Origin of the sequence: Paraflavitalea speifideaquila (genome assembly GCF_032395985.1) — a bacterium.
In the GTDB taxonomy this organism is placed as follows: Bacteria; Bacteroidota; Bacteroidia; order Chitinophagales; family Chitinophagaceae; genus Paraflavitalea; species Paraflavitalea speifideaquila.
On sequence record NZ_CP135920.1, the window covers coordinates 7,257,501 to 7,279,186 of the forward strand.

Here is a 21,686-nt window from a genome sequence, read left to right on the forward strand (position 1 = left end):
CCATCGGAACTAAAGCAGGTACTGGAATATTAACCAGTTTTCCATCAGCTGCGCCTTTCGGCTTTGCCTAAGGACCCGACTAACCCTGATCCGATTAACGTTGATCAGGAACCCTTAGTCTTACGGTGAAGTAGTTTTTCACTACTTTTATCGCTACTTATGCCTACATTTTCTTTTGACAACGCTCCAGCACACGTCGCCGTGCACCTTCGATGCAGATGTCAATGCTCCCCTACCACTCAACATTGCTGTTGAATTTAGAGCTTCGGTGGTATGTTTGATGCCCGATTATTTTCCGTGCAGGATCTCTCGACCAGTGAGCTGTTACGCACTCTTTAAATGAATGGCTGCTTCCAAGCCAACATCCTGGCTGTTATAGAAATCCCACCTCGTTTGATCAACTTAACATACGCTTAGGGACCTTAGCTGCTAATCTGGGTTATTTCCCTCTCGGCCACGGATCTTAGCACCCGCAGCCTCACTCCCGGAGAAATTTGCTAGCATTCGGAGTTTGTCAGGGTTTGGTAGGCGGTGAAGCCCCTAGCCCAATCAGTAGCTCTACCTCTAGCAAACATCTATATCCGAGGCTGTTCCTAAAAACATTTCGGGGAGAACGAGCTATCTCTCAGTTTGATTGGCCTTTCACCCCTATCCACAAGTCATCCCAAAGCTTTTCAACGCTAACGGGTTCGGTCCTCCAGTGTGTGTTACCACACCTTCAACCTGCTCATGGATAGATCACAAAGTTTCGCGTCTACCCCCACTGACTAGTCGCCCTATTCGGACTCGCTTTCGCTACGGCTCCGTTACTTAAGAACTTAACCTCGCCAGTGAGGAGTAACTCGTAGGCTCATTATGCAAAAGGCACGCCGTCACCCGTTGCCAGGCTCCGACCGCTTGTAGGCGTACGGTTTCAGGTACTATTTCACTCCCTTGTTTAGGGTGCTTTTCACCTTTCCCTTACGGTACTGGTTCACTATCGGTCTCTGAGGAGTATTTAGCCTTACCAGATGGTGCTGGCAGATTCAGGCAGGATTCCTCCGGTCCCGCCGTACTCAGGATACCACGCGTCCCCAATTATTTGTGCCTACAGGACTATCACCTGCTATGGTCCAACTTTCCAGATGGTTCGACTTGAAATTGGTTTCTAAATGTGGTCCTACAACCCCGGTGCAGCACGCTACACCGGTTTGGGCTATTCCCTTTTCGCTCGCCACTACTTGGGGAATCACTATTGTTTTCTTTTCCTCCTGGTACTTAGATGTTTCAGTTCCCAGGGTTGACTCTCCTTGCGGAGTGACATACCTTCAGTATGCCGGGTTGTCCCATTCGGAAATCTTCGGATATAACGCTTGTGTGCAGCTCCCCGAAGCTTATCGCAGCTTACCACGTCCTTCATCGTCTCTCAGAGCCAAGGCATCCACCATACGCCCTTAAGTGCTTTAAAAGAGTTATTACTATTACTCGTCATTTACAACTTAAATTATTACTACCCAATATGTCAAAGAGCTTGTTAATTTGATAATTTGGAAATCTACTAATTTGATAATTAATACATTTTCTTTACCAAAGAAACGGTGTAGATAATATGGTTACGAACCATTGATAGCCTCTCAGGCCTTATCTTACTCATTAAAAGAACTTGTTGTTATTACTGTGGAGGATATCAGAGTCGAACCGATGACCCTCCCGACTGTAAGTCGGGATGTATCTATCCAACTGAGCTAACCACCCTACTGTGTTTAGTGGAGGATATCGGAGTCGAACCGATGACCCTCTGCGTGCAAGGCAGATGCTCTAGCCAACTGAGCTAACCCCCAGTAGTTAATTATAAGTAGACCCGAGCAGATTTGAACTGCTGACCCCTACATTATCAGTGTAGTGCTCTAACCAGGCTGAGCTACGGATCTAGGTAGCACCTCTATTCGGGTTACTATTGAAAGAACTTAAAAGTGTAATTGAAAGTTAAAAGAAGCAATAACTAAAAAATCCGAGCAGTCTCTAAAAGGAGGTATTCCAGCCGCACCTTCCGATACGGCTACCTTGTTACGACTTAGCCCCAGTCACTAGTTTTACCCTAGGCGGCTCCTTGCGGTTACCGACTTTAGGTACACCCAGCTTCCATGGCTTGACGGGCGGTGTGTGCAAGGTCCGGGAACGTATTCACCGTATCATTGCTGATATACGATTACTAGCGATTCCAGCTTCATGGAGTCGAGTTGCAGACTCAATCTGAACTGAGAAGAGGTTTTTGGGATTAGCTCCTTGTCACCAAGTGGCAGCCCTTTGTCCTCTCCATTGTAGCACGTGTGTAGCCCTGGGCATAAAGGCCATGATGACTTGACATCATCCCCTCCTTCCTCGCGTCTTACGACGGCAGTTTCATTAGAGTTCCCAGCTTGACCTGATGGCAACTAATGATGGGGGTTGCGCTCGTTGCGGGACTTAACCCAACACCTCACGGCACGAGCTGACGACAGCCATGCAGCACCTTACGATCTGTGTATTGCTACAAAGTGAGCTTTCACCCACGGTCAAACCGCATTCTAGCCCAGGTAAGGTTCCTCGCGTATCATCGAATTAAACCACATGCTCCACCGCTTGTGCGGACCCCCGCCAATTCCTTTGAGTTTCAACCTTGCGGTCGTACTTCCCAGGTGGGATACTTAATGCTTTCGCTCAGACACTAACAGTGTATCGCTAATGTCGAGTATCCATCGTTTAGGGCGTGGACTACCAGGGTATCTAATCCTGTTTGCTCCCCACGCTTTCGTGCCTCAGTGTCAATGATCGTGAAGTAAGCTGCCTTCGCAATTGGTGTTCTATGTCATATCTAAGCATTTCACCGCTACATGACATATTCCGCTTACCTACGCGATATTCAAGATTGATAGTATCAACGGCAGTTTCCAAGTTAAGCTCGGAGATTTCACCACTGACTTACCAACCCACCTACGCACCCTTTAAACCCAGTGAATCCGGATAACGCTTGCACCCTCCGTATTACCGCGGCTGCTGGCACGGAGTTAGCCGGTGCTTATTCATCTGGTACCGTCAACGGCCCTAGAAAGGTCCGATTTCTTCTCAGATAAAAGAAGTTTACAACCCAGAGGGCCTTCATCCTCCACGCGGCATGGCTGGTTCAGACTTGCGTCCATTGACCAATATTCCTTACTGCTGCCTCCCGTAGGAGTCGGGCCCGTGTCTCAGTGCCCGTGTGACTGGTCGTGCTCTCACACCAGTTACTGATCGAAGGCTTGGTGGGCCGTTACCCCGCCAACTACCTAATCAGGCGCACGCCCATCTTCAAGCGCCGGAGCTATAAGTGTAAGATGATGCCATCTCACAGTATTACGGGGTATTAATCCGGGTTTCCCCGGGCTATCCCCACTTGAAGGAAGGTTGCGTACGTGTTCCGCACCCGTTTGCCGGTCGCCACCCATGTATTGCTACACTGTGCTGCCCCACGACTTGCATGTATTAAGCCTGCCGCTAGCGTTCATCCTGAGCCAGGATCAAACTCTCCATTGTAAATGAGTTTTTGACCTAGCTAATTTTCTCTTGGAAAATTAACGTTTGATCTAATAATGATTTCGCTTCAGATTTACCATAAATCTTACAATCTATGTGCTATTGCTTCCAAACTTTCAAAGATCTTTTCGACTTTACCAGAACCATTTTCAGGCCCCTTTTTTGCCGACCCGTTTGATTGGGGTTGCAAAGGTAAAAGTCTTTTTATTACTAACAAACTTTTTCTCGACTTTTTTAACAAGTTTTTCCTCTCTCCTTTCGCTCTCTTCCTCATGTAGTTACCTGCGTGTGAGACTTGCTTTTTTGAAGAACTAATGCTCTATTTTTTTAGAGCGGGCTGCAAAGATAAGAGGCTCCATTTTCACTACCAAATTTTTTCTCTTTTTTCTTTTTTCTTTTATATCGCAACTTATTAGTAATCAAAGAACTAAGTGATAAACTACGCCTGGTTGTGATCTCGTTTTTCCTCTGTTTCTGTACCTCTTTTTTTTTCCTAAGCGGGCCGCAAAGATAGGGGGATGTTAACCTTCCACCAAATCTTTTGAAAAAAATTGATACCCATTTCTTAAAACCCAATGTGGACGGGCCTTGTAGCGGGAAAGTTTTTTTAGCCGCAAGCTGTTGAAAGCTAGCTTCTACATACATGTCCCAGGTCCTAAGCGAGATAATTGCTGTTTGCCAGGTGCCAGAGCAAGTTGCCAGTTTCAGCTTGCCGGTTACCCGGAAACCTAAGGATAGTCTCGGAATTCGGGGTGAATAGCCTACGCACCCTACTATTTCCCGAGTAGAATGGCCCAAACATTCCCTTTAGTACCTGCGCACTCACCAGGGGAGGACTAGGGATCTGGTCAAGTTCCATAGACTACCCAGGCTTTCCGGCTGCCATTTCCTGTCCAACCACCCCACTTTGAATCATCCAGGTATCCAATAGCCACCCTCCAGGCATTGAAAATTAATACTTTATTCTCCGTAATTTTCGTATTTTTCCGAATATCCCGTTGATATTATGGAACAATTGCCCCCACATGAAGAAGCTGTAATGATCGCCATCTGGAAAGTTGGCCCCGGCTTCGTGAAAGATTTTATGACAGCCATGTACCCCATCAGGCTGCCTTACACCACACTGGCATCAACAATCAAGAACCTCGAGAAAAAGGCTTCGTGAAAAGTGAGCGCATCGCCAATGCTTTTCGCTACAGCGCCAAGGTCAGGGAGAGCGAATACAAGAAACGCTCCGTAAACGGCGTCGTCAACAACTTCTTCTCCAGTTCTTACAAGGAACTTGTAACCTTCTTCGCAAAAGAGAATAAGATCAGCAAAGACGAACTGAAAGAGATCATCAACCTAATCGATAACGAGGAAAAACAGTAAGCATGCCCCCTTCTTCATCGCCCTCTTCAAGATCAACCTGGTACTGCTGCTCTTCGCAGTGGCTTACTACGGTATCCTGCGTCGCCTCACATTCTATACAGCCAACCGGGCTTTCCTCTTGTTTGGCATTGGCTTCGCCATGCTGTATCCATTGATCGACCTGTCGCCGCTGTTTGCACAGGAGACAGCTATGGCCGTCGTACCGGAATTTACCCAACAGCTCAGGACGATGGTGACAACAGAAGCGATGCATCCTTATATGACCCGGGTATTTCTCCTCTTTTATATTGGATCAACAGTAATGCTGTTCCGGATCCTGCGGCAGTTTTTATCATTGTACCACATCCATCGCCAATCGGCCCCTGCCTTCATTGGAGACATGCCCGTTCGATTGATCAATGTATCCATGAGCCCTTTTTCGTTCGGTAAACATATATATATCAATCCCGCAGAGCATAGCGAGGAGGAATTGCTGACAATCGTAGCCCATGAACATATTCATGTACGGCAGCGGCATACCGTGGATGTATTGCTGGCCGAACTGTGCTTTACCTTGAACTGGTTCAACCCCGCGACCTGGATTATCCGGAAAGCGATCAGGGAAAACCTGGAATTCATTGCCGATGAACAGGTATTGGAAGCAGGAGCAGATAAAAAAACATACCAATATACATTGCTGCATATAGGCGCACCTGCTGCTACCCCACTTATCGCAAACGACTTCAACCTCGTAGACCTGAAGAAAAGGATCCGCATGATGAATGTACGTCGTTCTTCAAAATTGACACTGGGGCGCTATGCTTTACTATTACCCGTGTTGCTCCTGATCACCCTGGCGTTTTCGATCACCGTGCGGCAACCTTTGCAAGCCGCTACCAAAGCGTTGGAGGAGGTGATCCTGACATCTGCCACAACAATCAACGAGCCTGCTACCACCCCCAATACTGTCCTCAGTTTATCAGCGCCGGATGCCCAAACAGCCGCTAACCCGTCACGCACAGGCAGGCAGCCTGTGCAAATAACGATCCGTCCTCTTGCCAACCGATCCAATTCCCAGGAACAGGAAGCAGCGGCGAATCCTCCTGTCCGGGAGCTGGTGGGTCAGCCACTCCGCCAGGGTATCCAGGAACGCCTATATGAAACGCCTGCTACGGCTGCTGCAGACAAATTAAGCCCTGCGGGCACATCCAATCTTATGGGCCGGGCAACTCCAAAACAAGTAGCAGGTGTACCCGTGCCGGATGAAGTGATCGTAACAGGCTTTCCCACCATTCGCCGTGTAAATGGTATCCGTGTCGCACCACCGGCCGATTCTTCGAAAGGCAAGCTCCAGCAGGTAACAGTGATCGGTCGCGCACAGCCATAACCATTACTTTTTACAGATTGAAAGTGGCCCTGAGTACGGCCATCCTACCCCTGATCTGGTACCGGTCGGCAGAGAATAAATTACTGCTTACCCTGTACAATTCGTACGTATTTACATTAGCGATATTCGTAAGATCGAACTCGAAGTCCGTGCGCCAGGCCTTGTGCTTGTAGCGCAGGTTGAGATCCATAAACAGGTAGCTGACCGTGGATACCTGCGGCTGCCGGCTATGGAGATGACGGGCAGTGAAGTTCATGAATACGTTCTTGAGGGGCGTGATACCAAACACGATATGCTGATCGATCCTGTTCATGCGATTGGTGATGTTTTTGCGGCTGTGACCAGGTCGCGCTGACGACTGTTGCTCCAACTGGAACTACCATTGTAACGCAGGCTGAACTTACCAAAGGGCTTGCTTTCGATGGTTGCCTGCAACGATGTATGATTGTTGTCGTAGGGCAGGAACTGATCGTTAATGAACTGATTGTAACGCCCTGGGAGAAAGTACCTTTTACAGATACGGTACTTTTGAGGGCAAAGAGGTATTTGCTGATGCCGGCATTGGCCGAGAAACTGCTCTGATCGTTCTCATAAGGCAGTAAGATACTGCGCTGGATATTGTCGGTGATGATGGAAGCATAGAGACTATTGACAGAGGTTTGGGTGTAGGCAACACCAGCATTGATGAAAAGCATGATGATGGCACGTTGAAAGCTATAGTTGAGGCTGGCATTGGACATGGAATGTTCCTGCAATCCGGCATCATTGGCCCGCAGGGAGCGATAGTTGGTAAGAATAGCGCCCCGGTACACGCCGGAAATACTACCCATATTGATATTATACCGGTAACTGAATTGGAGGTGATCTTCTACATTGATCCGGTACTTTACCCAGCCCGTAGGATTCATGAAGAACTGTCGGTCGCGGTTATCGAGCGTATATCCGGTCTGGCGATAGCGGATGCCCTGCCAGGTGAAGGGTACAAAAAGACTGGCATGGAAGCGCCCTTTGCTGAGTGAATATTTTGCGGAAGCCTGGAGGACGTTGCGCCGCCAGCGGAGATCGTTACCAACATCTCCTTCATAGCCTTTGATGCTACCATTGTCCTGTACAAGTTCCAGATTGGAGATGAGTGTTTGCTGCTCGCTGGAGAATCCTACTTTATATTCCTGGGTGATCCACCTGGTATTGGAAGGAACGATGTAACCCAGTGATGCTTCGTTGTACCAGCCAGGTATGCGGGCCTGCTGAAGGATGGCTGCATAGGGCAGGCTATCGTTGAGTATTTCGCTGTGCAGGCCCTCATCTACGAACAAGCGCTGTGGATTGGTAGCAAAGCTGGTGTAAAGATGGATATCCAACAGGTTCCTGCTTTTGGAGAAAGGCTTAAAGTCGAAATCGTTGGAGAAGATCTGCTGCCGGTTGCGCAATTGCTGTCCAAAGTTGAGCGTATTGCTTTGCAACCGACTGCCGTTGTAGTCCCCCTTGAGCTGAACGTCGGTCTTATTGCGGATATAATATTTGTTGGTATTGGCCATGACGGTGAAGGCGCCGTTGATAAACCAGGGCTTGCGCAGGGCGTCCTGCTTTTCGTGGTATACGATGGTATCGCCTGTCAGGTATTGCTCCACCGTGCTGCTGTAATCGAAGGTCTGCCGGTCGCTAAAGCCCTGCACGTTGGTGCGGAACTGGACGCCTTTTTTGTTGTTGACGAGGTGGTTGAGGTTGATGAGGCCAGACCTGTTGAAATAGTAGTTGCGGCGCGGCAGATCGGGGTTGGGTACCGTGCCGCCCGACAGCAGATTGGAGGGTGTGGCGCCCCCTCCTGAGGATGAAAATGCATCGGAACCCAATTGCTCATAATCGCTTTGGTAATCGACACCGCTGTTATTGGACTTTGCAGCGTTGATCATCTTCATGCTCTTGTTGAGAAGGATAGTATTGAGGGCCGCATCATATAGTTTTGGCCAGCCACCGGCCAGCATCGCCTGACCCGTGAGGGAAAGGCTGTTCTCATCTTTCAATACCAGGTTGACGGCGACGGCATCGGAAGTTGTTTTATCCTGCAAGACCTTAATAGGCTGGTGGTTTTTGATGACATCGACACTCTGAATGAGTTCTTTGTTGATGACTTTGGTAGCTAATCCATAGCGCCCTGCCATGAGGTCGTCGCCATGAATATAGAGGTTGGAGACCTGTTGCCCATTGTAGTAGATCCTGCCATCGTCGCCCACTTCTATGCCGGGCATCCTGCGGAGTACATCGCCGATGCTGCGGTCTTCTTCCTGGGCAAAGGAGCGCACATTGTAACTGACGGTATCGCCTTTGTTGGAGATGATGGGCCTGTTCTTTACCTGTACTTCGGGCAAGAGGACGGCCTGCTCTTCGAGTTGTAGCTCATAAGTGTATTTACCTTCCTGCAAGGGCGTCAGCAGTCTTTTGTAACCGAGGTGGGTGACTTCGAGCGATAGACTTGTGAGGATAGTGGTATCGGGCAATGATAACTGGAAACTTCCTTTGTCATTGCTGATGGCATAATGCACGATTAGCCCCTGCTTGTTCCTGAGTGATACGCTCGCCTGGGGCAAGGGTTTCCCACCCGGGCCTTTGAGGTAACCGGTAAGCTGTTTTACCTGCGCCAGCAGGGGTGCCTGCAACCACAAGGCTACGAGGCACCACAATAGGGTTTTCATGAATTATTTCAATTCAAGTGGGTTGTTGTTCGGATTCTTCGATTTCCTTTTCTTCTCGATGAGTTCCTGTGCTTCTTCGCCACGCACCGTCTTTCCGGAAGGCAGGCGGTAGGCCAATGCAGGAGCAGGAGAGCCTGCAGGCAGTTGCGCCTGCATCGTGGCAACGGGGCTTTCATCGAAGGCCTCACGCACACGGTTAAGAGCTTTCTGGTTGGTCGTGATGAGCCGGGTTTTGTTGAATGTCGTCACCTGCCCGGAATCAGCTTTGGTGAAGCCGGAAAAGGTGAAGGCTACATCGCCGGTCGCATCTTTGGCTTCGAGTATAAGGCCGGGCAGGCCATTCAGTTTCCAGGGGCCGTTACGGAAAGGCAGGTCGGGAGCGAACCATACAGTGTAAGTACGACCGGCATACCTGCCAGTAGCCTGCTGGCAGTTGAAGTCGCCGATGGTTTTGGTATCGGTACCTACTTTCCAATTGATGACGGGCAGCTTGTCTTCGACCAGGTAATCATTCATAGCAATGTGGATGCAGTTTTTGAAGACTCCGGCAGCAGGATACTGAAATAACTCCCCTTCACTGATCCCCGGAGCACTAACGACGGCCATCGGCATACCGGATACGGTGATGGTTGGACGACCACCGCTTACGGCCGGCGTGGCATCGGGTTTGTTGAAAGGTGCGGCAGGACTGCGCCGGTAGGCACTGCTGGTTTGGCCTACGAGCAGGTACATGGTTTCGCGGACGGGGTTGGCCCGGTTGGCAGTGTCGTACACATGCATAAAGTCGTATTTAACCGTTAAAACGAGGGCCTCAGGTTGCTGGGCATAGACGCCAAGATGTAAAATAAGGCACAGTACTGATGTGGTAATTATTTTCATAATCAATTATTTAAACTACGATTATATCGTAAATGTACGAAAGTTTAGTAATTCAAATCATTGTTTGTGAGAATTTTATTGGAAGGGTAAAAAAGCCGCCAGGCAGCATGGCCACAGTGGGTGACAACAGGATTTTTTAGCGAATTACACAAATTACAAGGCAAGGAGAAAGCAGGCACTTCGGCGATTAGGGATCAGCAACCGACAATAGAAAGACAGGAAAAGTCCAAAGAGAGATGTAGGATAATTATGACCGCTATTGATGACGCGGCCATTACAGGCTTTTATGTGCAAACATTAAATAGACATGCCATCCCTGTCTTGCCAGGAATCGATAGCATGGCCTGCGGGAAAGCATATTCCAGCGCGTACAGCATCTGGACAGCAAACTGTCCGGATAAACGATATGGATCAGGGAACAAATAAAATTACACGAACAAAGATGAACCGGGTTGGTGAGCACTTCATCCGCCAGGAGAAGGGCGCAATCTATTAACGGGTAAGCTGGTATTTAAGTATTTAGCCCTGGCCCTTTTCTTCAAAATACCCATCGGGATATACTACCTTATCCAAAAACAAACCATGACCCGGTACAGAAAAATCAGCCTTACTACAATCCAGGGCTTCTATTACGTTCCGGAATGCCTCTACACTAAGTCTCCCACGCCCCACCTGCAACATAGTACCCACAAGGCCCCTCACCATACCTCGAAGAAAGCGGTTGGCCTTTACCCGGTATACAGTAAGCCCCCCCTCCTGCTCTACCCATTCACTGTATTGAATCGTACAATTATGCGTTCTTACCTGCGAATTCCGTTTGGAGAAACTCGTAAAGTCAGTATACGCCAGGATCATCGCAGCCGCCTGTTGCATGGCAGCCAGATCAAACCTATAAGGAAAGAAATAAGCGCGGTCGTTTAGAAAGGGAGCTTTCGATTGATAGATGAAATATTCATATTCCCTCCCGATAGCATCAAACCTGCAATGCGCATTTTCTTTTACAGGCAGCAGGCGATTGATCGCAATATCGGGGGCAACATGGCATTGAGGTTGTACACCACCTTCTGACCGATGGGCAAGTTGCTGTCGAAATGAAAGTAATTTTGCCGCGCATGTACACCCGCATCCGTTCGGGAAGAGCCAGTCAATGGTACGGACTGCCGGAAAAATACAGCCATTACTTTCTCCACCTCATATTGTATAGTGGTGGCATTTTCTTGCACCTGGAAGCCGGCATACCCCGTTCCTTTGTAACACACTTCGAGAAAGTAACGATTCATGGGACGAAAATAAGACATAAGCCTTTAGCTACACGTTATGAGATTCGGGCTGCGAACAATTGCACACAGAACGCGCCATGCCATAAATAATGTCCTGGATCAGTAGCCTACAGTTACTTACATCCTCACCAGCGACTTAAACCGGGCTATATAAAGATCATCTGTGAAGAGGTCGACCAATTGACGAAAATTGCCCGTATCGGACACAAACGGATAAGCCGCATCGAAAAATTTGTACCGGGCTTCGTCATTGGGAAATAATTCAGACAGTCCACGAATATACCGGGTAACAAAACACTTGGTTTTGAATACTTTTTTGGCCGCTGCTATCCTATCGTCGGCATTATCCGCATTGAGCATTTTGACGCGTAACTTATCGACATCGAATTCCGAAGCAAAATTGACACAATCAGAATTCATGAGCAGAATGGGCTTTTGATGGTAGCCTCTCCGGCAATAGCCGTTTCATTCTTCACTACCACACTATCCGTTTTAACCGGTATGGTTGCTGGGACAGAACCGGTGCCAGCAGTAGCCTCTACCGTATTGGCAGGCGTGGTTTTGACCTCTTCTTTGGCGGCCGAATCGGGCGTTACCTTAACCTGAGTGGTAGCCGGAGTAGAGGGGGCCAGGGTATCGGGTATTATTTTCACAGCCACCGTTGAAGTGGAATCCTTATCCGGCTGAACTGGCTTTTGGGCCAGGGCAGTATCCGGTGTAAGTACCGTTCGTTTTACAGAATCCACCCTTGCCGGCACTGCGATCACTTCTTCGGGTGTGCCCAATCCGGCATTTTTATCAAAATCGATCATAATGGAAATAGTATCCATACCGGCACTGGAGCTATCATAATAAATGAATCCTTTACCCTTGTCATTCCACCACTCCTGCACCGGGATTACCGTTGATAAGGGGGCCGCTGTTTTTGGTTCCTGCACCAGGGTAAGAGAATCGACCGCCTTGGGGGTCTGGACCGAATCTTTGGCAACACTGGTAGGAATAGGTGGGTTCATAGCTATTAGTAGGCTATCCTTCTTTAAAGAATCATTGGCTGCAGTCAATATCAACTTTTCAGTTTGTACAGAATCAACCGTTGAAGGGGAAGTTACTACGGGGCCATTTTTAGCTTCCAATGGAGCTGGCTTTACCGGTATATCCACCTTGGTGAGTGACTTGTACATCACGGAGGAGTCGTTCACCAGGCCTGCCAGGAGGGTGGCAAATGCACCCGTTTTCCGTTCACCTAAAGTAGTAGTGGGATTCTTTATAATATAGTCCTGCTTTGGCTTTATGGCTTCCGATGTTTGCGCATTAAATAATACCCACCCATCTTCAGGCGTATGCTTAAGCTGGTAATCCAGGTCTTTATTATTGAAGGAAACCAGGAAGAGCTGCTCCGGAAACTGCTTTCTGGGAAACCCTACGAGTAAACTATAGGTAGAATCTTTTAATTGAGGGATAACAAGGTGACCAATAGCCGATGAAGAGTATGTTTTCTCGTCTAGGCGGACATAAAAGGGCTGCTGATTATCAGCCCAAACAAACATAAAATACGCCTGCTGCGCCTGTGCCAGCGTACAGGTCAGAGTTAACAAGGTAATAACAAAAGCAATACACTTCATGCAGATCCAAAGTTACTAATTAAGACAAAACTACTTATTTGATGGTTGTCAACAGCCACTTGTACCTTTTTTGCAAATATTAAGGGTGGCCGAACTTATCTTTACGGCACATAAATTTCATTTCATGAAGAAGCTATTATTTGGTTTGCTTGGTTTACTATCATTTCAAATCCTATGGGCTCAACCGCATGAGGCTGACCAGGACACTACCTGGAAGAAGCTATACCGGGAGAGCGCTCCCATGATCAATGACCTGGTTCATACTAAAATAGATGCCCGGTTTGATTATTCCCAGTCTTACCTGAATGGTAAGGCCTGGATAACGCTGAAACCGCATTTTTATGCTACAGACTCGCTGACATTAGATGCCAAAGGCATGGACATCAAAAAGGTAGCCATCGTAAAAGGGGCTGCTACCACAGCTTTGAAATACGAATACGATGGATGGTTTTTAAATGTGAAGCTGGACAGATCCTACAAAGGTGGTGAGAAATATACAGTATACATTGAATATACAGCCAAACCCAATGAGCTGCAGGTAAAAGGAAGCGCTGCCATTACAGATGCCAAGGGTTTGTATTTTGTCAACCCGAAGGGGGAGGAAAAAGACAAGCCTACACAGATATGGACACAAGGCGAAACGGAAGCCACTTCAGTTTGGGTGCCCACCATTGACCGGCCCAACCAGAAAACAACGCAGGAAACGATCATGACGGTACCTGAAAAGTATGTTACCTTATCGAATGGTAAACTGGTTGCTCAAAAGAAAAATACCGATGGTACCCGTACAGATACCTGGAATATGGAACTGCCCCATGCCCCTTACCTGTTCTTTATGGGTGTAGGTGAATATTCAGTGATCAAGGATACCTATAAAGGCAAAGAGGTGAACTATTATGTAGAAAAAGAATATGCGCCCGTAGCCCGGAAGATCTTTGGTCATACACCGGAAATGATGGCCTTCTTTTCAAAAGTTACAGGAGTAGAATATCCCTGGGTAAAATATTCACAGATCGTTGGCCGGGATTATGTAAGTGGCGCCATGGAAAATACCACCGCTACACTGCACCAGGAAAGTGCCCAACAGGATGCGCGTGAGCTGGTAGATGGCAATGGATGGGAAAGCACCATTGCACACGAACTGTTTCACCAGTGGTTTGGAGATTATGTGACTTCAGAGAGCTGGAGCAACCTGACGCTGAATGAATCTTTCGCCAATTACAGTGAGACCTTGTGGGATGAGTATAAATATGGTAAAGATGCCGGCGATGCTCAGAACTATTCCGATATGCAGGGTTACCTGCAAAGTGGTAGCGATAAAAAGACCTGGTTCGTTTTTATTATACCGATAAGGAAGCCATGTTTGATGCGGTAAGCTACAATAAAGGTGGTCGTATTCTAAACATGTTGCGCAATTATGTAGGCGATAGTGCTTTCTTCAAGGCGCTGAACCTGTACCTGACCACCAATAAGTTCAAGGCAGCCGAAGCCCATCACCTTCGCCTGGCATTTGAAGAAGTGACAGGTAAGGACCTGAACTGGTTCTGGAACCAATGGTATTATGGTGCAGGTCACCCCAAATTGACCATTGATTATGTGTATGATGAGGCAGCCAAAAAAGTACAGGTGATTGTAAAGCAAACCCAGGCTGGCGATAAGGTTTTCAAATTGCCCATCGCCATTGATATTTACAATGGAGCTACAAAGGTTCGTAATAAGGTTTGGATCGAGAACAGGGCCGATACCTTTACCTTTTCTTATAGCAGCAAACCCGACCTGGTGAATGTGGATGCAGATAAGATATTGCTGGCCGAAAAGAAAGACAACAAATCGCTGGACAATTATATCCACCAATACAAGTATGCCGGCAACTATATGGACCGCCGGGAGGCTGTTGAGTTTGTAGCTAAAAGTCAAACTGAACCACGTGCCATTGCTTTGCTTACAGAAGCACTGAAAGATAAATACTTTGGCATCCGTGGTCTGGCACTGAATCGCCTGGATATGAAGAACCAGGGCAATAAAGCAAGCTTTGAGCCCCTGATTGCCGGCATTGCGAAGAGCGATCCCAAATCAACAGTACGCGCTACTGCTTTGACGGTATTGTCGAACTACGACAATCCTGCCTACAAAGAGCTTTTGCCAAAAACGTAAATGACTCCTCTTATACAGTTGCAGGAAATGCCCTGGAAGCCCTGGCCAAGATAGATAGCGTAGCAGCTTTTAAAGAAGCCAAACGCTTATCAGGTCAACCAACCAAGGGTGCTTTGGTAGGTGCAGTAATGAAAACCATGATCAAATCGGGCGATGAAAGCAGTTTCCCTCAAATTGCCAAAGCTGTTGGTGATATGCCTTTGTCGCAAGCCAAGTTTAACCTCCTGCCTTCTTTTGCCGATTTCCTGTCGAAGGTGAAGGAGACAGACAACCTGAAGAAGGGTGTTGATATCCTTGTAGATTTTCGTGAACAAACCAAGAGTTTTGGCCTGGAAGCGATTGTTAATGGCTGGCTGAAAGGTATTGTAACAAAGAAAGAAGCTGCAAAAGCTGTTGCCGCCGACAAAACCGCCTTACAAGCCCAGATCGACTACCTGAAAGAGAAGTTGGGTGGCGATAAAGCTGGATTCTAAGGAATGATGAACTAATACTTATTGAATAAAAAAGGTCGCTTAATTTCAGCGACCTTTTTTATTCAGTTACTTTTTATTGATCAGCTCTACGGCTTTATTAAGGAGGATATCTGCACTGCTCAAGGCTTCTTCAATTGAAGGATAAACCGGAATATTGATCTTCACCCCTGTACGCTGGGCTTCGATACCCCGGGATAAAAGATGGCATTGCCGGTCACAAATCCACCCCAATCAGGGTAACCACGCATATCAAAAATAATACCCTTTGCTTTTGCAGTGACTGCCAGCAGCGAATCGATGGTACTGTTTATCTTTTCATCGGCAGTTGTCTCAATAAATGGGTAGGTGTTGCTGATCCTGAAGTAGGCGATGTTATATGCCTGTAAATTTTGGGCTACTGCACCGGGGCTCGCATTGTGGCTGACAGAAAAGTATTTATTGATCTGACTAGCCGCCGCAGTATCACTAACCCTGATAAGAGGCAACTCGGCAGCTATCGTTTGGCCATCTCGCAAAAGACCTATGGACATGGTAGACAGATCGGATCCAAAAAGAAGGTTATTGATGTAAACACCAAGCCTATGTACCAATACCTGTAAAATGAAAAAGACAACAGAACAATAGCATTTTTATCTGCATAACTGGAAATGGGGTGTTTTCATTAAAGTGAGATAAAAATAGGCGCTATTACCTAATGATGAGAATGCGGACAGCAGGCCAGGTGGAACATTTGCACTATTTATGAAAATAGCCCCTGCCGGCAAGGCAAGGGCTATTGAATGTATTTATGGGGTCAGCGTATATTACCAGGAACCACTGGCGCCACCACCACCACTGCTGCCACCGCCGAAGCCGCCAAAGCCGCCGCCTCCGCCGCCCGACCAGCCTCCTCCTCCGCCACCACCGCCTCTGCCACCACCGAGCAGACTGCCGATGATGAACGGGGTCAATACGTCACCATATCCTCTGCGGCTCATGTATCCGCCACCACCGCCACCGCCTCCCCGGCCACGACCGGCAAAGATGGCAATGATGATGATGATGACAATGAAACCGATGATATTACCGATACCGCCGCCACGCCCCTTGCGTTTGCCATAGCCATCAGGGGCTTTGTATTCCCCACGGGCTGCCTTAATAATGGATTCAGCCGCTTTGTCCAACCCATCATAATAATCACCCGACCTGAAAGCAGGTCCAATATCATTGCGGATGATCTGGTTGGCAGTAATATCCGGAACAGCGCCTTCGAGGCCATAGCCTACTTCAATACGTATTTGCTTGTCGTCGATGGCTGCCAGGATGAGTACGCCATTATTGGTTTTTATTCCCAATACCCCAACTGCGGTAGATGGCCGTTGCTGTTTCTTCAATGGGCCGGTTGTCCAGCGTTCTTACCAGCAAAATAACGATCTGCGTCGAAGTACTGTCGTCATAAGCTACCAGCTTGCGTTCCAATTCCTGAACACGGGCAGCGTCCAAAACACCAGCAAGATCATTTACAAGCTTGGTAGGCTTGTTCCTGATGATGTCATCAATATTCTGACCATGGGCAACGATTGATAACAAGACAAACAGTAAGGCAACAACTCTTTTCATGAATATCTCCTGTTCAGTGATTAATGTCCGAATATGATATCATCCGGCAATTCATTTTTATCAGTTTCCCGGTTGAAAGGGAAATGGAACTGCAAAGCCTGGCCCACATCTTTCACTACTTGTGTCACCGCATCCGCATAATGGTTTTGAACAAAATGCTTTCGCATGGCCTGCACTTCCTGATTCCAGAATTCATTGCCTACTTTTTCATGGATACCCTGATCGGCAAATACAGCAAACTGGTGATCGCGTACAGCTACATATACCAGTACAGCATTGCGGTCCTGAGTATAGTCCATTTTCAATTGCCAGAACAGTTCGGCAGCCCTGTCGAGTGGATCCACAAAGCGGCAACGGCTTTCTATGAAAACGCGTACTTCGCCACTGGTAGTTAGCTCGGCAGACTGGATGGCTTCAACAACCTGCTTCTTTTCGTCTTCAGAAAAAAGTCAGTTTTTCGGGAGAATGGAAATAATGCCATGAATGTATAGGACTTGGTTTTAGAATTTTACATCCGGTGCCCTTTCAGCTCCGGGATCGGCCTTGAAACCATCACGCACCTTGAATCCAAACATACCTGAAAAGAGGTTATTGGGGAACCTGCGCACAGTTGAATTATAACCTTGCACTGCAGTATTGAAATCGTTGCGCGATACCTTTATACGATTCTCCGTCCCTTCCAATTGTTTTTGCAGGTCCTGGAAGTTTTGATTGGCTTTGAGATCGGGATATTTTTCGACAGTAACCAATAAGCGACTGAGCGCTCCGCTCAATTCACCCTGGGCCTGTTGGAACTGCGCCATTTTTCGGGCGTCAGGTCTCCGGCATTGATATTAACAGAAGTAGCTTTTGCACGAGCCTCCACTACCCTGGTCAGTGTTTCCTGCTCAAAGTTGGCTGCTCCCTTTACCGTATTTACCAGGTTGGGTATCAGATCGGCCCTGCGTTGATAATCACTTTGTACATTGGCCCATTTTGCTTTTACATCTTCGTCAAGATTAATCATTTTGTTATAGCCACTGCACCCGCAACCACCAAGGATGAGGATAAAAATGACAACAACGATCAGTACAAGATTACGCGACTTCATTTGTTTAAGATTTGATTACGTATTAAAATTAACACTTTTGCAATAGCGGCCCTATAATTTTTATGGTGTATTTCAACGAATTATAATCCCCAACCTTTATGGGCACAATTTTCGTATTCATTAGTACAGACCTGCTAAATTATATTACATGAAAACCCTTGTTTTTTCCATCTACCTGTGTGTCTTATGCACCACCTGCAAAAAGAGCGGGAAGGAGAAGGATATAGACACCACGCCTGTTGGCATTACGGATCGTGTTTTAACAGAAAATCTAGCACAACCTTGGGAGATCCTATGGGGGCCGGATGATTTTATCTGGATGACGGAGCGGGTGGCCGCATCAGCCGCGTAAACCCCCAATCGGGGGCTGTAACCCCACTGATTACCATTGCAGATGTAAGGGCCCAGGGCGAAGGTGGCCTGCTGGGTATGGTCCTTCATCCATCATTTACCAGCACCCCCATGTTTTTGTAGCTTATAATTACAATAGCGGAAGTAGTTACCGCGAAAAGATCGTACGCTATACCTATAGCGGCAGCAGTTTAACAGCTCCCACGATCATCCTGGACAATATTGCCGCCTCCACCAATCACAATGGATGCCGGCTGGTGATCGTAGGTGATAAGTTATTTATCAGTACCGGTGATGCAGCCGACCAGCCGCTATCGCAAAATACTGGTTCAGTAAATGGTAAAATATTGCGATTGAACCTGGATGGCAGCATACCAACCGATAATCCCATAGCAGGTAATGCCTTATGGAGCCTGGGGCACCGCAATGCCCAGGGGCTTGTATATGCCAATAATATTCTATATAGTTCCGAGCATGGTCCCGATTCGGACGATGAGCTCAATATCATAGAAAAGGGCAGGAATTATGGCTGGCCCACTGTAAAGGGCCTTTGTGATGGGGCCGAACAAAATTTCTGTTCTTCCAACAATGTTAGAGAACCGATCAAGACCTGGTCACCTACAATTGCCCCCAGCGGGATGGACTATTATGACAAGGACCTGATACCTCAATGGAAAAACTCATTGCTGCTGGCCACTTTAAAGAATAGCCGCCTGGTGCAGCTAAAGTTAAACGAAGCACGTAATGCAGTTACAGAGAGTACCGATTTCTTTACTAATAAATATGGCAGGATGCGTGATGTATGCATTGCTCCGCAAGGGAAAGTCTATATCTGTACCGGCAACGGAAGTAATGACAAGATCATAGAGGTGAGTAAGGCGAATTAGGATAGGCAAGCGCCCAGCTTTGACCTACGAGCCGCAAGCGAAAATTCACTTAGTGCGAAAAACAGTTATGAGCTGCCGATGCAGGAACCCAAGGCCCTATACAGGTTGAAATTGGAGAGAAATCGTAGTGCCTTGTTGGGGAGCCGACTGAATATTTAAGGTGGCGCCGAGCGTGGTGGCTCTTTCCCGCATGCTTTTAAGCCCATTGGAAGAGGTGATGCGGCTGGTATCAAATCCCTGCCCATTGTCGCTCACGATCAATTGCAGGTGATTGGATTCCCTGCTGAGCCGGATCGTGACGCAAGTGGCTTGTGCATATTTGGCCGCATTGTTCACCGCCTCTTTAAAAACCAGGAAAAATCACGTCGCTGTTCCATGGCCAGCGTTTCGTGAAGAATGTCTTTATCCACATCAAAAACAATGTCGATGTTCTTGCATTCGAGGGTATGGCTTACATATTCGCGCATACGGACCACCATATTTTCGAGCTTATCATTATCCGGCCGGATGGTCCATACAATATCACTCATCGCCTGTTGTATCTGCTGAGATTGTTCCGAAATATTTTCGAGGATCACAGAAGACTTATGCATATCCCGGCCCAGGTTATTCTGCGATACTTTAGATAGGATATTAATACTGGTAAGCGTTGAACCAATATCATCATGCAGATCACGCGCTATATCATTGCGGATCTTTTCCAACTCCTTTTGTTGTTGCAGTTTCTTTTTAAGCTGGTAGCGGTTAAATAGTACGATGGCCAATACCAGGAGGAGCACCGTGCCAATGATCCAGGTATTGCGCAATTGGGCCTGCGCCTTCAACTCATTGGCTTGCAGGCTTTTTCTTTTCCGCTAGTTGCAACTTTTGTTCTTTTGCCTGCGAAAGCAGTGCTTGTTTTTCCAGCTCTTCTTCTTGTCGCTTTATTTTAAGCTCCTGCAATTGTTTTGACTGTACGAGGAGATCTATTTCATTTTGTTTTTGTTTTGCCTCCTGCATATTGCCGGCAATAACAGCTTTTTGTTTTTCCAATTCCAACTGACGGATCTTCTGCTCTGCATTGAGTACTGCTATGGACCGGTCTTTCTTTTCTGTTTCATATTTGGTTTGCAGTTCGGCAATATTCGTTTGGGTGGTTTCATTCACCAGGCTATCCCGGTATACGTAGTATTTCCTGATCTCTTCATAGGCGTTTTTGTAATTCCCCTGGTTTTTATAATAAGCCGATTTGCTGCCGTAAAAATCCCGCCATAGCGCTTTGTTGTTGAGTTGCAGTGAAAGTTCATAGGATTCCTGCAGGTAAGCAAGTCCAGCCGTCGTATCTTTCAAATCCCCACATAATAAAGCCGCCCACCTGGTTTTATTTGCCAGTCCGAGTTTATCATTGAGCTCTTTGCACAAGGCAATGGATTTCTTGATGTACTCCAGTGCTTCCGCTTTTCTTTTCTGCATGTTCATTAATACGGACATATTATCATAGTTGGGGATCAACCTGGCTTTGATCCCGGTTTTCTCCGCATACTTCATGGCTACTTCCTGGTATTTAATGGCCGAGTCAATTGAAATGGGTCTGTAGAACAGCGAAAGGTTGCCATAAGAAATGGCGAGGCCGGAAATATCTCCTATTTTCTCCCGCATCGCAACCGCTTGCCGGGTATAGTTGATCGCCTCCGAACCATTGCCCAGGCTATTGTATACAGAGGCCAGGTTGCTCGTAGCCGTGGCCTTGCCGGCCAGGTCATCTACTTTTTCATATACCCGTATCGATTTCAATAGCCACATCGCTTGTTTTCAAATTCCCCCAGGATACCAAACATATAGCCCATATCATTGTACACCAATCCCGTGTAGCCCGATACATTTTTTTCAAAATGAATAGCCAGCGACTTGTGAAATAATTTTTCGGCTTCAGTATACTGTCCATTGAACAGAAAGGCTTGCCCATGTTGATAAAAGGCCAGGGCCAGCATAAAGCTGTCTTTTAATTGATTGGCTATTTTGAGCGCATCTTCAATGTGCTGATCTATTTTACCCGTATTGGATTGTTGGATGATGATATCAGCTTGTTTTAAACGCGCAAATCCCTCCCCGCGCAGCATTTTTTTCGTTCTGCTCAATTGCAATGCTGCATTGGCATGTTGCAGCGCTTTATCCAATGAGCCCGTCACCGCTTCCTCGTCGGCAGCATCGAGTAATTGGTAAATCTTTATAGAATCGGCTACAGCGTTGGTTTGTGCTTTTGCGCGGGGTATGGCAATGAATAGAAATGCCATGCCCATTAAAATGGCCGTTGTAAGTGTGGTAAAACAGGTGTTTTTTGACATAAAGCAAATACCCCTAAAATGTACGAAAAAGTTTTGGGTTTAAAGACGATCTCGAAGGATTAGGGT

General features: G+C 47.2%; 23 protein-coding genes, 2 tRNA genes, 2 rRNA genes and 1 pseudogene (1 of these 28 only partly in view). 8 read left to right on the top strand and 20 right to left on the bottom strand.

Going from position 1 to position 21,686, the window contains the following annotated elements; translation table 11 throughout:
* The 4 genes from RS881_RS49825 to RS881_RS49840 form a co-directional block, all read right to left on the bottom strand.
* Positions 1-1,447: ribosomal RNA gene (locus RS881_RS49825) — 23S ribosomal RNA — on the bottom strand (it extends 1,429 nt beyond the left edge of the window).
* 299 nt (positions 1,448-1,746) lie between these two features.
* A tRNA-Ala gene (locus RS881_RS49830) sits at positions 1,747-1,819 on the bottom strand.
* Between the two features lie 16 nt (positions 1,820-1,835).
* Positions 1,836-1,910 (bottom strand) — tRNA-Ile (locus RS881_RS49835).
* A gap of 94 nt (positions 1,911-2,004) precedes the next feature.
* Positions 2,005-3,531 (bottom strand): 16S ribosomal RNA (locus RS881_RS49840).
* The 16S and 23S rRNA genes sit together here with 2 tRNA genes alongside, the layout of an rRNA operon.
* Before the next feature lie 1,006 nt (positions 3,532-4,537).
* On the opposite strand from RS881_RS49840, the gene RS881_RS49845 reads away from it, so the two are divergent.
* The 3 genes from RS881_RS49845 to RS881_RS49855 are packed head-to-tail and all read left to right on the top strand — an operon-like array spanning position 4,538 to position 6,268.
* A complete protein-coding gene (locus tag RS881_RS49845; RefSeq protein WP_315817627.1) occupies positions 4,538-4,696 on the top strand; it encodes a BlaI/MecI/CopY family transcriptional regulator in 159 nt (52 codons plus the stop codon).
* A complete protein-coding gene (locus RS881_RS49850; RefSeq protein ID WP_315817628.1) occupies positions 4,693-4,902 on the top strand; it encodes a BlaI/MecI/CopY family transcriptional regulator in 210 nt (69 codons plus the stop codon). Before RS881_RS49845 ends, RS881_RS49850 begins: the two co-directional genes overlap by 4 nt.
* Positions 4,903-4,960: 58 nt before the next feature.
* Entirely contained in the window at positions 4,961-6,268 is a 1,308-nt protein-coding gene (locus tag RS881_RS49855) for a M56 family metallopeptidase (RefSeq protein WP_315817629.1), read from the top strand.
* 10 nt (positions 6,269-6,278) lie between these two features.
* On the opposite strand, the gene RS881_RS49860 is transcribed toward RS881_RS49855, so the two are convergent.
* The 7 genes from RS881_RS49860 to RS881_RS49890 form a co-directional block, all read right to left on the bottom strand.
* A complete protein-coding gene (locus RS881_RS49860; protein ID WP_315817630.1) occupies positions 6,279-6,524 on the bottom strand; it encodes a hypothetical protein in 246 nt (81 codons plus the stop codon).
* Entirely contained in the window at positions 6,496-8,961 is a 2,466-nt protein-coding gene (locus RS881_RS49865; protein WP_315817631.1) for a TonB-dependent receptor, read from the bottom strand. The genes RS881_RS49860 and RS881_RS49865 overlap by 29 nt, the downstream gene beginning before the upstream one ends.
* Before the next feature lie 3 nt (positions 8,962-8,964).
* Positions 8,965-9,840 (bottom strand): GLPGLI family protein, encoded by an 876-nt coding sequence (locus tag RS881_RS49870; protein ID WP_315817632.1) that lies wholly within the window; start codon positions 9,838-9,840, stop codon positions 8,965-8,967.
* A 519-nt stretch (positions 9,841-10,359) separates the two neighbouring features.
* The gene (locus tag RS881_RS49875; protein WP_315817633.1) at positions 10,360-10,713 is read right to left on the bottom strand and encodes a tRNA pseudouridine synthase A; all 354 of its coding nucleotides are present in this window, start codon (positions 10,711-10,713) and stop codon (positions 10,360-10,362) included.
* A gap of 125 nt (positions 10,714-10,838) precedes the next feature.
* Positions 10,839-11,120: a tRNA pseudouridine synthase A gene (locus RS881_RS49880; protein WP_315817634.1), complete on the bottom strand. Its 282-nt coding sequence runs from the start codon at positions 11,118-11,120 to the stop codon at positions 10,839-10,841.
* 117 nt (positions 11,121-11,237) lie between these two features.
* Entirely contained in the window at positions 11,238-11,540 is a 303-nt protein-coding gene (locus RS881_RS49885) for a DUF4476 domain-containing protein (RefSeq protein ID WP_315817635.1), read from the bottom strand.
* Positions 11,537-12,742 (bottom strand): hypothetical protein, encoded by a 1,206-nt coding sequence (locus RS881_RS49890; protein WP_315817636.1) that lies wholly within the window; start codon positions 12,740-12,742, stop codon positions 11,537-11,539. Before RS881_RS49890 ends, RS881_RS49885 begins: the two co-directional genes overlap by 4 nt.
* Positions 12,743-12,866: 124 nt before the next feature.
* Between RS881_RS49890 and RS881_RS49895 the strand changes: the two genes are divergently transcribed.
* The 3 genes from RS881_RS49895 to RS881_RS49905 all read left to right on the top strand — a co-directional run bounded on the left by RS881_RS49895 (position 12,867) and on the right by RS881_RS49905 (position 15,369).
* Positions 12,867-14,117, top strand: a complete 1,251-nt coding sequence (locus RS881_RS49895; RefSeq protein WP_315817637.1) for a M1 family metallopeptidase — start codon at positions 12,867-12,869, stop codon at positions 14,115-14,117.
* Positions 14,102-14,896, top strand: a complete 795-nt coding sequence (locus RS881_RS49900) for a M1 family aminopeptidase (protein WP_315817638.1) — start codon at positions 14,102-14,104, stop codon at positions 14,894-14,896. The genes RS881_RS49895 and RS881_RS49900 overlap by 16 nt, the downstream gene beginning before the upstream one ends.
* Before the next feature lie 113 nt (positions 14,897-15,009).
* Positions 15,010-15,369 carry a hypothetical protein gene (locus RS881_RS49905; protein ID WP_315817639.1) on the top strand — a complete coding sequence of 120 codons (360 nt, stop codon included), beginning with the start codon at positions 15,010-15,012 and terminating at the stop codon, positions 15,367-15,369.
* Between the two features lie 161 nt (positions 15,370-15,530).
* Here RS881_RS49905 and RS881_RS49910 read toward each other — a convergent pair whose 3' ends face one another.
* From RS881_RS49910 to RS881_RS49935, 5 genes and pseudogenes are all read right to left on the bottom strand, one after another.
* Positions 15,531-15,959, bottom strand: coding sequence for a S41 family peptidase (locus RS881_RS49910; RefSeq protein ID WP_315817640.1), 429 nt, complete (start codon positions 15,957-15,959; stop codon positions 15,531-15,533).
* A 213-nt stretch (positions 15,960-16,172) separates the two neighbouring features.
* A pseudogene (locus RS881_RS49915) lies at positions 16,173-16,968 on the bottom strand (TPM domain-containing protein).
* A gap of 20 nt (positions 16,969-16,988) precedes the next feature.
* A complete protein-coding gene (locus tag RS881_RS49925; protein WP_315824870.1) occupies positions 16,989-17,378 on the bottom strand; it encodes a TPM domain-containing protein in 390 nt (129 codons plus the stop codon).
* A 90-nt stretch (positions 17,379-17,468) separates the two neighbouring features.
* Positions 17,469-17,771 (bottom strand): LemA family protein, encoded by a 303-nt coding sequence (locus RS881_RS49930; RefSeq protein WP_315817643.1) that lies wholly within the window; start codon positions 17,769-17,771, stop codon positions 17,469-17,471.
* The gene (locus tag RS881_RS49935) at positions 17,738-18,058 is read right to left on the bottom strand and encodes a LemA family protein (protein WP_315817644.1); all 321 of its coding nucleotides are present in this window, start codon (positions 18,056-18,058) and stop codon (positions 17,738-17,740) included. The genes RS881_RS49930 and RS881_RS49935 overlap by 34 nt, the downstream gene beginning before the upstream one ends.
* Before the next feature lie 148 nt (positions 18,059-18,206).
* On the opposite strand from RS881_RS49935, the gene RS881_RS49940 reads away from it, so the two are divergent.
* Together RS881_RS49940 and RS881_RS49945 are read left to right on the top strand one after the other, a co-directional pair.
* The gene (locus RS881_RS49940; protein ID WP_315817645.1) at positions 18,207-18,410 is read left to right on the top strand and encodes a hypothetical protein; all 204 of its coding nucleotides are present in this window, start codon (positions 18,207-18,209) and stop codon (positions 18,408-18,410) included.
* A gap of 160 nt (positions 18,411-18,570) precedes the next feature.
* Positions 18,571-19,296, top strand: coding sequence for a PQQ-dependent sugar dehydrogenase (locus RS881_RS49945; protein ID WP_315824871.1), 726 nt, complete (start codon positions 18,571-18,573; stop codon positions 19,294-19,296).
* A gap of 96 nt (positions 19,297-19,392) precedes the next feature.
* Here RS881_RS49945 and RS881_RS49950 read toward each other — a convergent pair whose 3' ends face one another.
* The 4 genes from RS881_RS49950 to RS881_RS49965 are packed head-to-tail and all read right to left on the bottom strand — an operon-like array spanning position 19,393 to position 21,569.
* Positions 19,393-19,632 carry a sensor histidine kinase gene (locus RS881_RS49950; protein WP_315817646.1) on the bottom strand — a complete coding sequence of 80 codons (240 nt, stop codon included), beginning with the start codon at positions 19,630-19,632 and terminating at the stop codon, positions 19,393-19,395.
* Positions 19,629-20,120 carry a histidine kinase gene (locus RS881_RS49955; protein ID WP_315817647.1) on the bottom strand — a complete coding sequence of 164 codons (492 nt, stop codon included), beginning with the start codon at positions 20,118-20,120 and terminating at the stop codon, positions 19,629-19,631. The genes RS881_RS49950 and RS881_RS49955 overlap by 4 nt, the downstream gene beginning before the upstream one ends.
* 1 nt (position 20,121) lies before the next feature.
* Positions 20,122-21,078: a tetratricopeptide repeat protein gene (locus RS881_RS49960; RefSeq protein WP_315817648.1), complete on the bottom strand. Its 957-nt coding sequence runs from the start codon at positions 21,076-21,078 to the stop codon at positions 20,122-20,124.
* A complete protein-coding gene (locus RS881_RS49965; protein ID WP_315817649.1) occupies positions 21,066-21,569 on the bottom strand; it encodes a hypothetical protein in 504 nt (167 codons plus the stop codon). The genes RS881_RS49960 and RS881_RS49965 overlap by 13 nt, the downstream gene beginning before the upstream one ends.
* Positions 21,570-21,686: the final 117 nt, after the last annotated feature.

Coding starts and splice junctions, on each gene's coding strand:
- RS881_RS49875 (WP_315817633.1), bottom strand. CDS start 10,713: ATGCAACAGGCGGCTGCGATGATCCTGGCGTATACTGACTTTACGAGT.
- RS881_RS49930 (WP_315817643.1), bottom strand. CDS start 17,771: ATGGCGCAGTTCCAACAGGCCCAGGGTGAATTGAGCGGAGCGCTCAGT.
- RS881_RS49935 (WP_315817644.1), bottom strand. CDS start 18,058: ATGAAGTCGCGTAATCTTGTACTGATCGTTGTTGTCATTTTTATCCTC.
- RS881_RS49865 (WP_315817631.1), bottom strand. CDS start 8,961: ATGAAAACCCTATTGTGGTGCCTCGTAGCCTTGTGGTTGCAGGCACCC.
- RS881_RS49965 (WP_315817649.1), bottom strand. CDS start 21,569: ATGGCATTTCTATTCATTGCCATACCCCGCGCAAAAGCACAAACCAAC.
- RS881_RS49890 (WP_315817636.1), bottom strand. CDS start 12,742: ATGAAGTGTATTGCTTTTGTTATTACCTTGTTAACTCTGACCTGTACG.
- RS881_RS49870 (WP_315817632.1), bottom strand. CDS start 9,840: ATGAAAATAATTACCACATCAGTACTGTGCCTTATTTTACATCTTGGC.
- RS881_RS49900 (WP_315817638.1), top strand. CDS start 14,102: ATGTTTGATGCGGTAAGCTACAATAAAGGTGGTCGTATTCTAAACATG.
- RS881_RS49880 (WP_315817634.1), bottom strand. CDS start 11,120: ATGAATCGTTACTTTCTCGAAGTGTGTTACAAAGGAACGGGGTATGCC.
- RS881_RS49940 (WP_315817645.1), top strand. CDS start 18,207: ATGAAAACCCTTGTTTTTTCCATCTACCTGTGTGTCTTATGCACCACC.
- RS881_RS49895 (WP_315817637.1), top strand. CDS start 12,867: ATGAAGAAGCTATTATTTGGTTTGCTTGGTTTACTATCATTTCAAATC.
- RS881_RS49860 (WP_315817630.1), bottom strand. CDS start 6,524: ATGAACTTCACTGCCCGTCATCTCCATAGCCGGCAGCCGCAGGTATCC.
- RS881_RS49845 (WP_315817627.1), top strand. CDS start 4,538: ATGGAACAATTGCCCCCACATGAAGAAGCTGTAATGATCGCCATCTGG.
- RS881_RS49885 (WP_315817635.1), bottom strand. CDS start 11,540: ATGAATTCTGATTGTGTCAATTTTGCTTCGGAATTCGATGTCGATAAG.
- RS881_RS49960 (WP_315817648.1), bottom strand. CDS start 21,078: ATGTGGCTATTGAAATCGATACGGGTATATGAAAAAGTAGATGACCTG.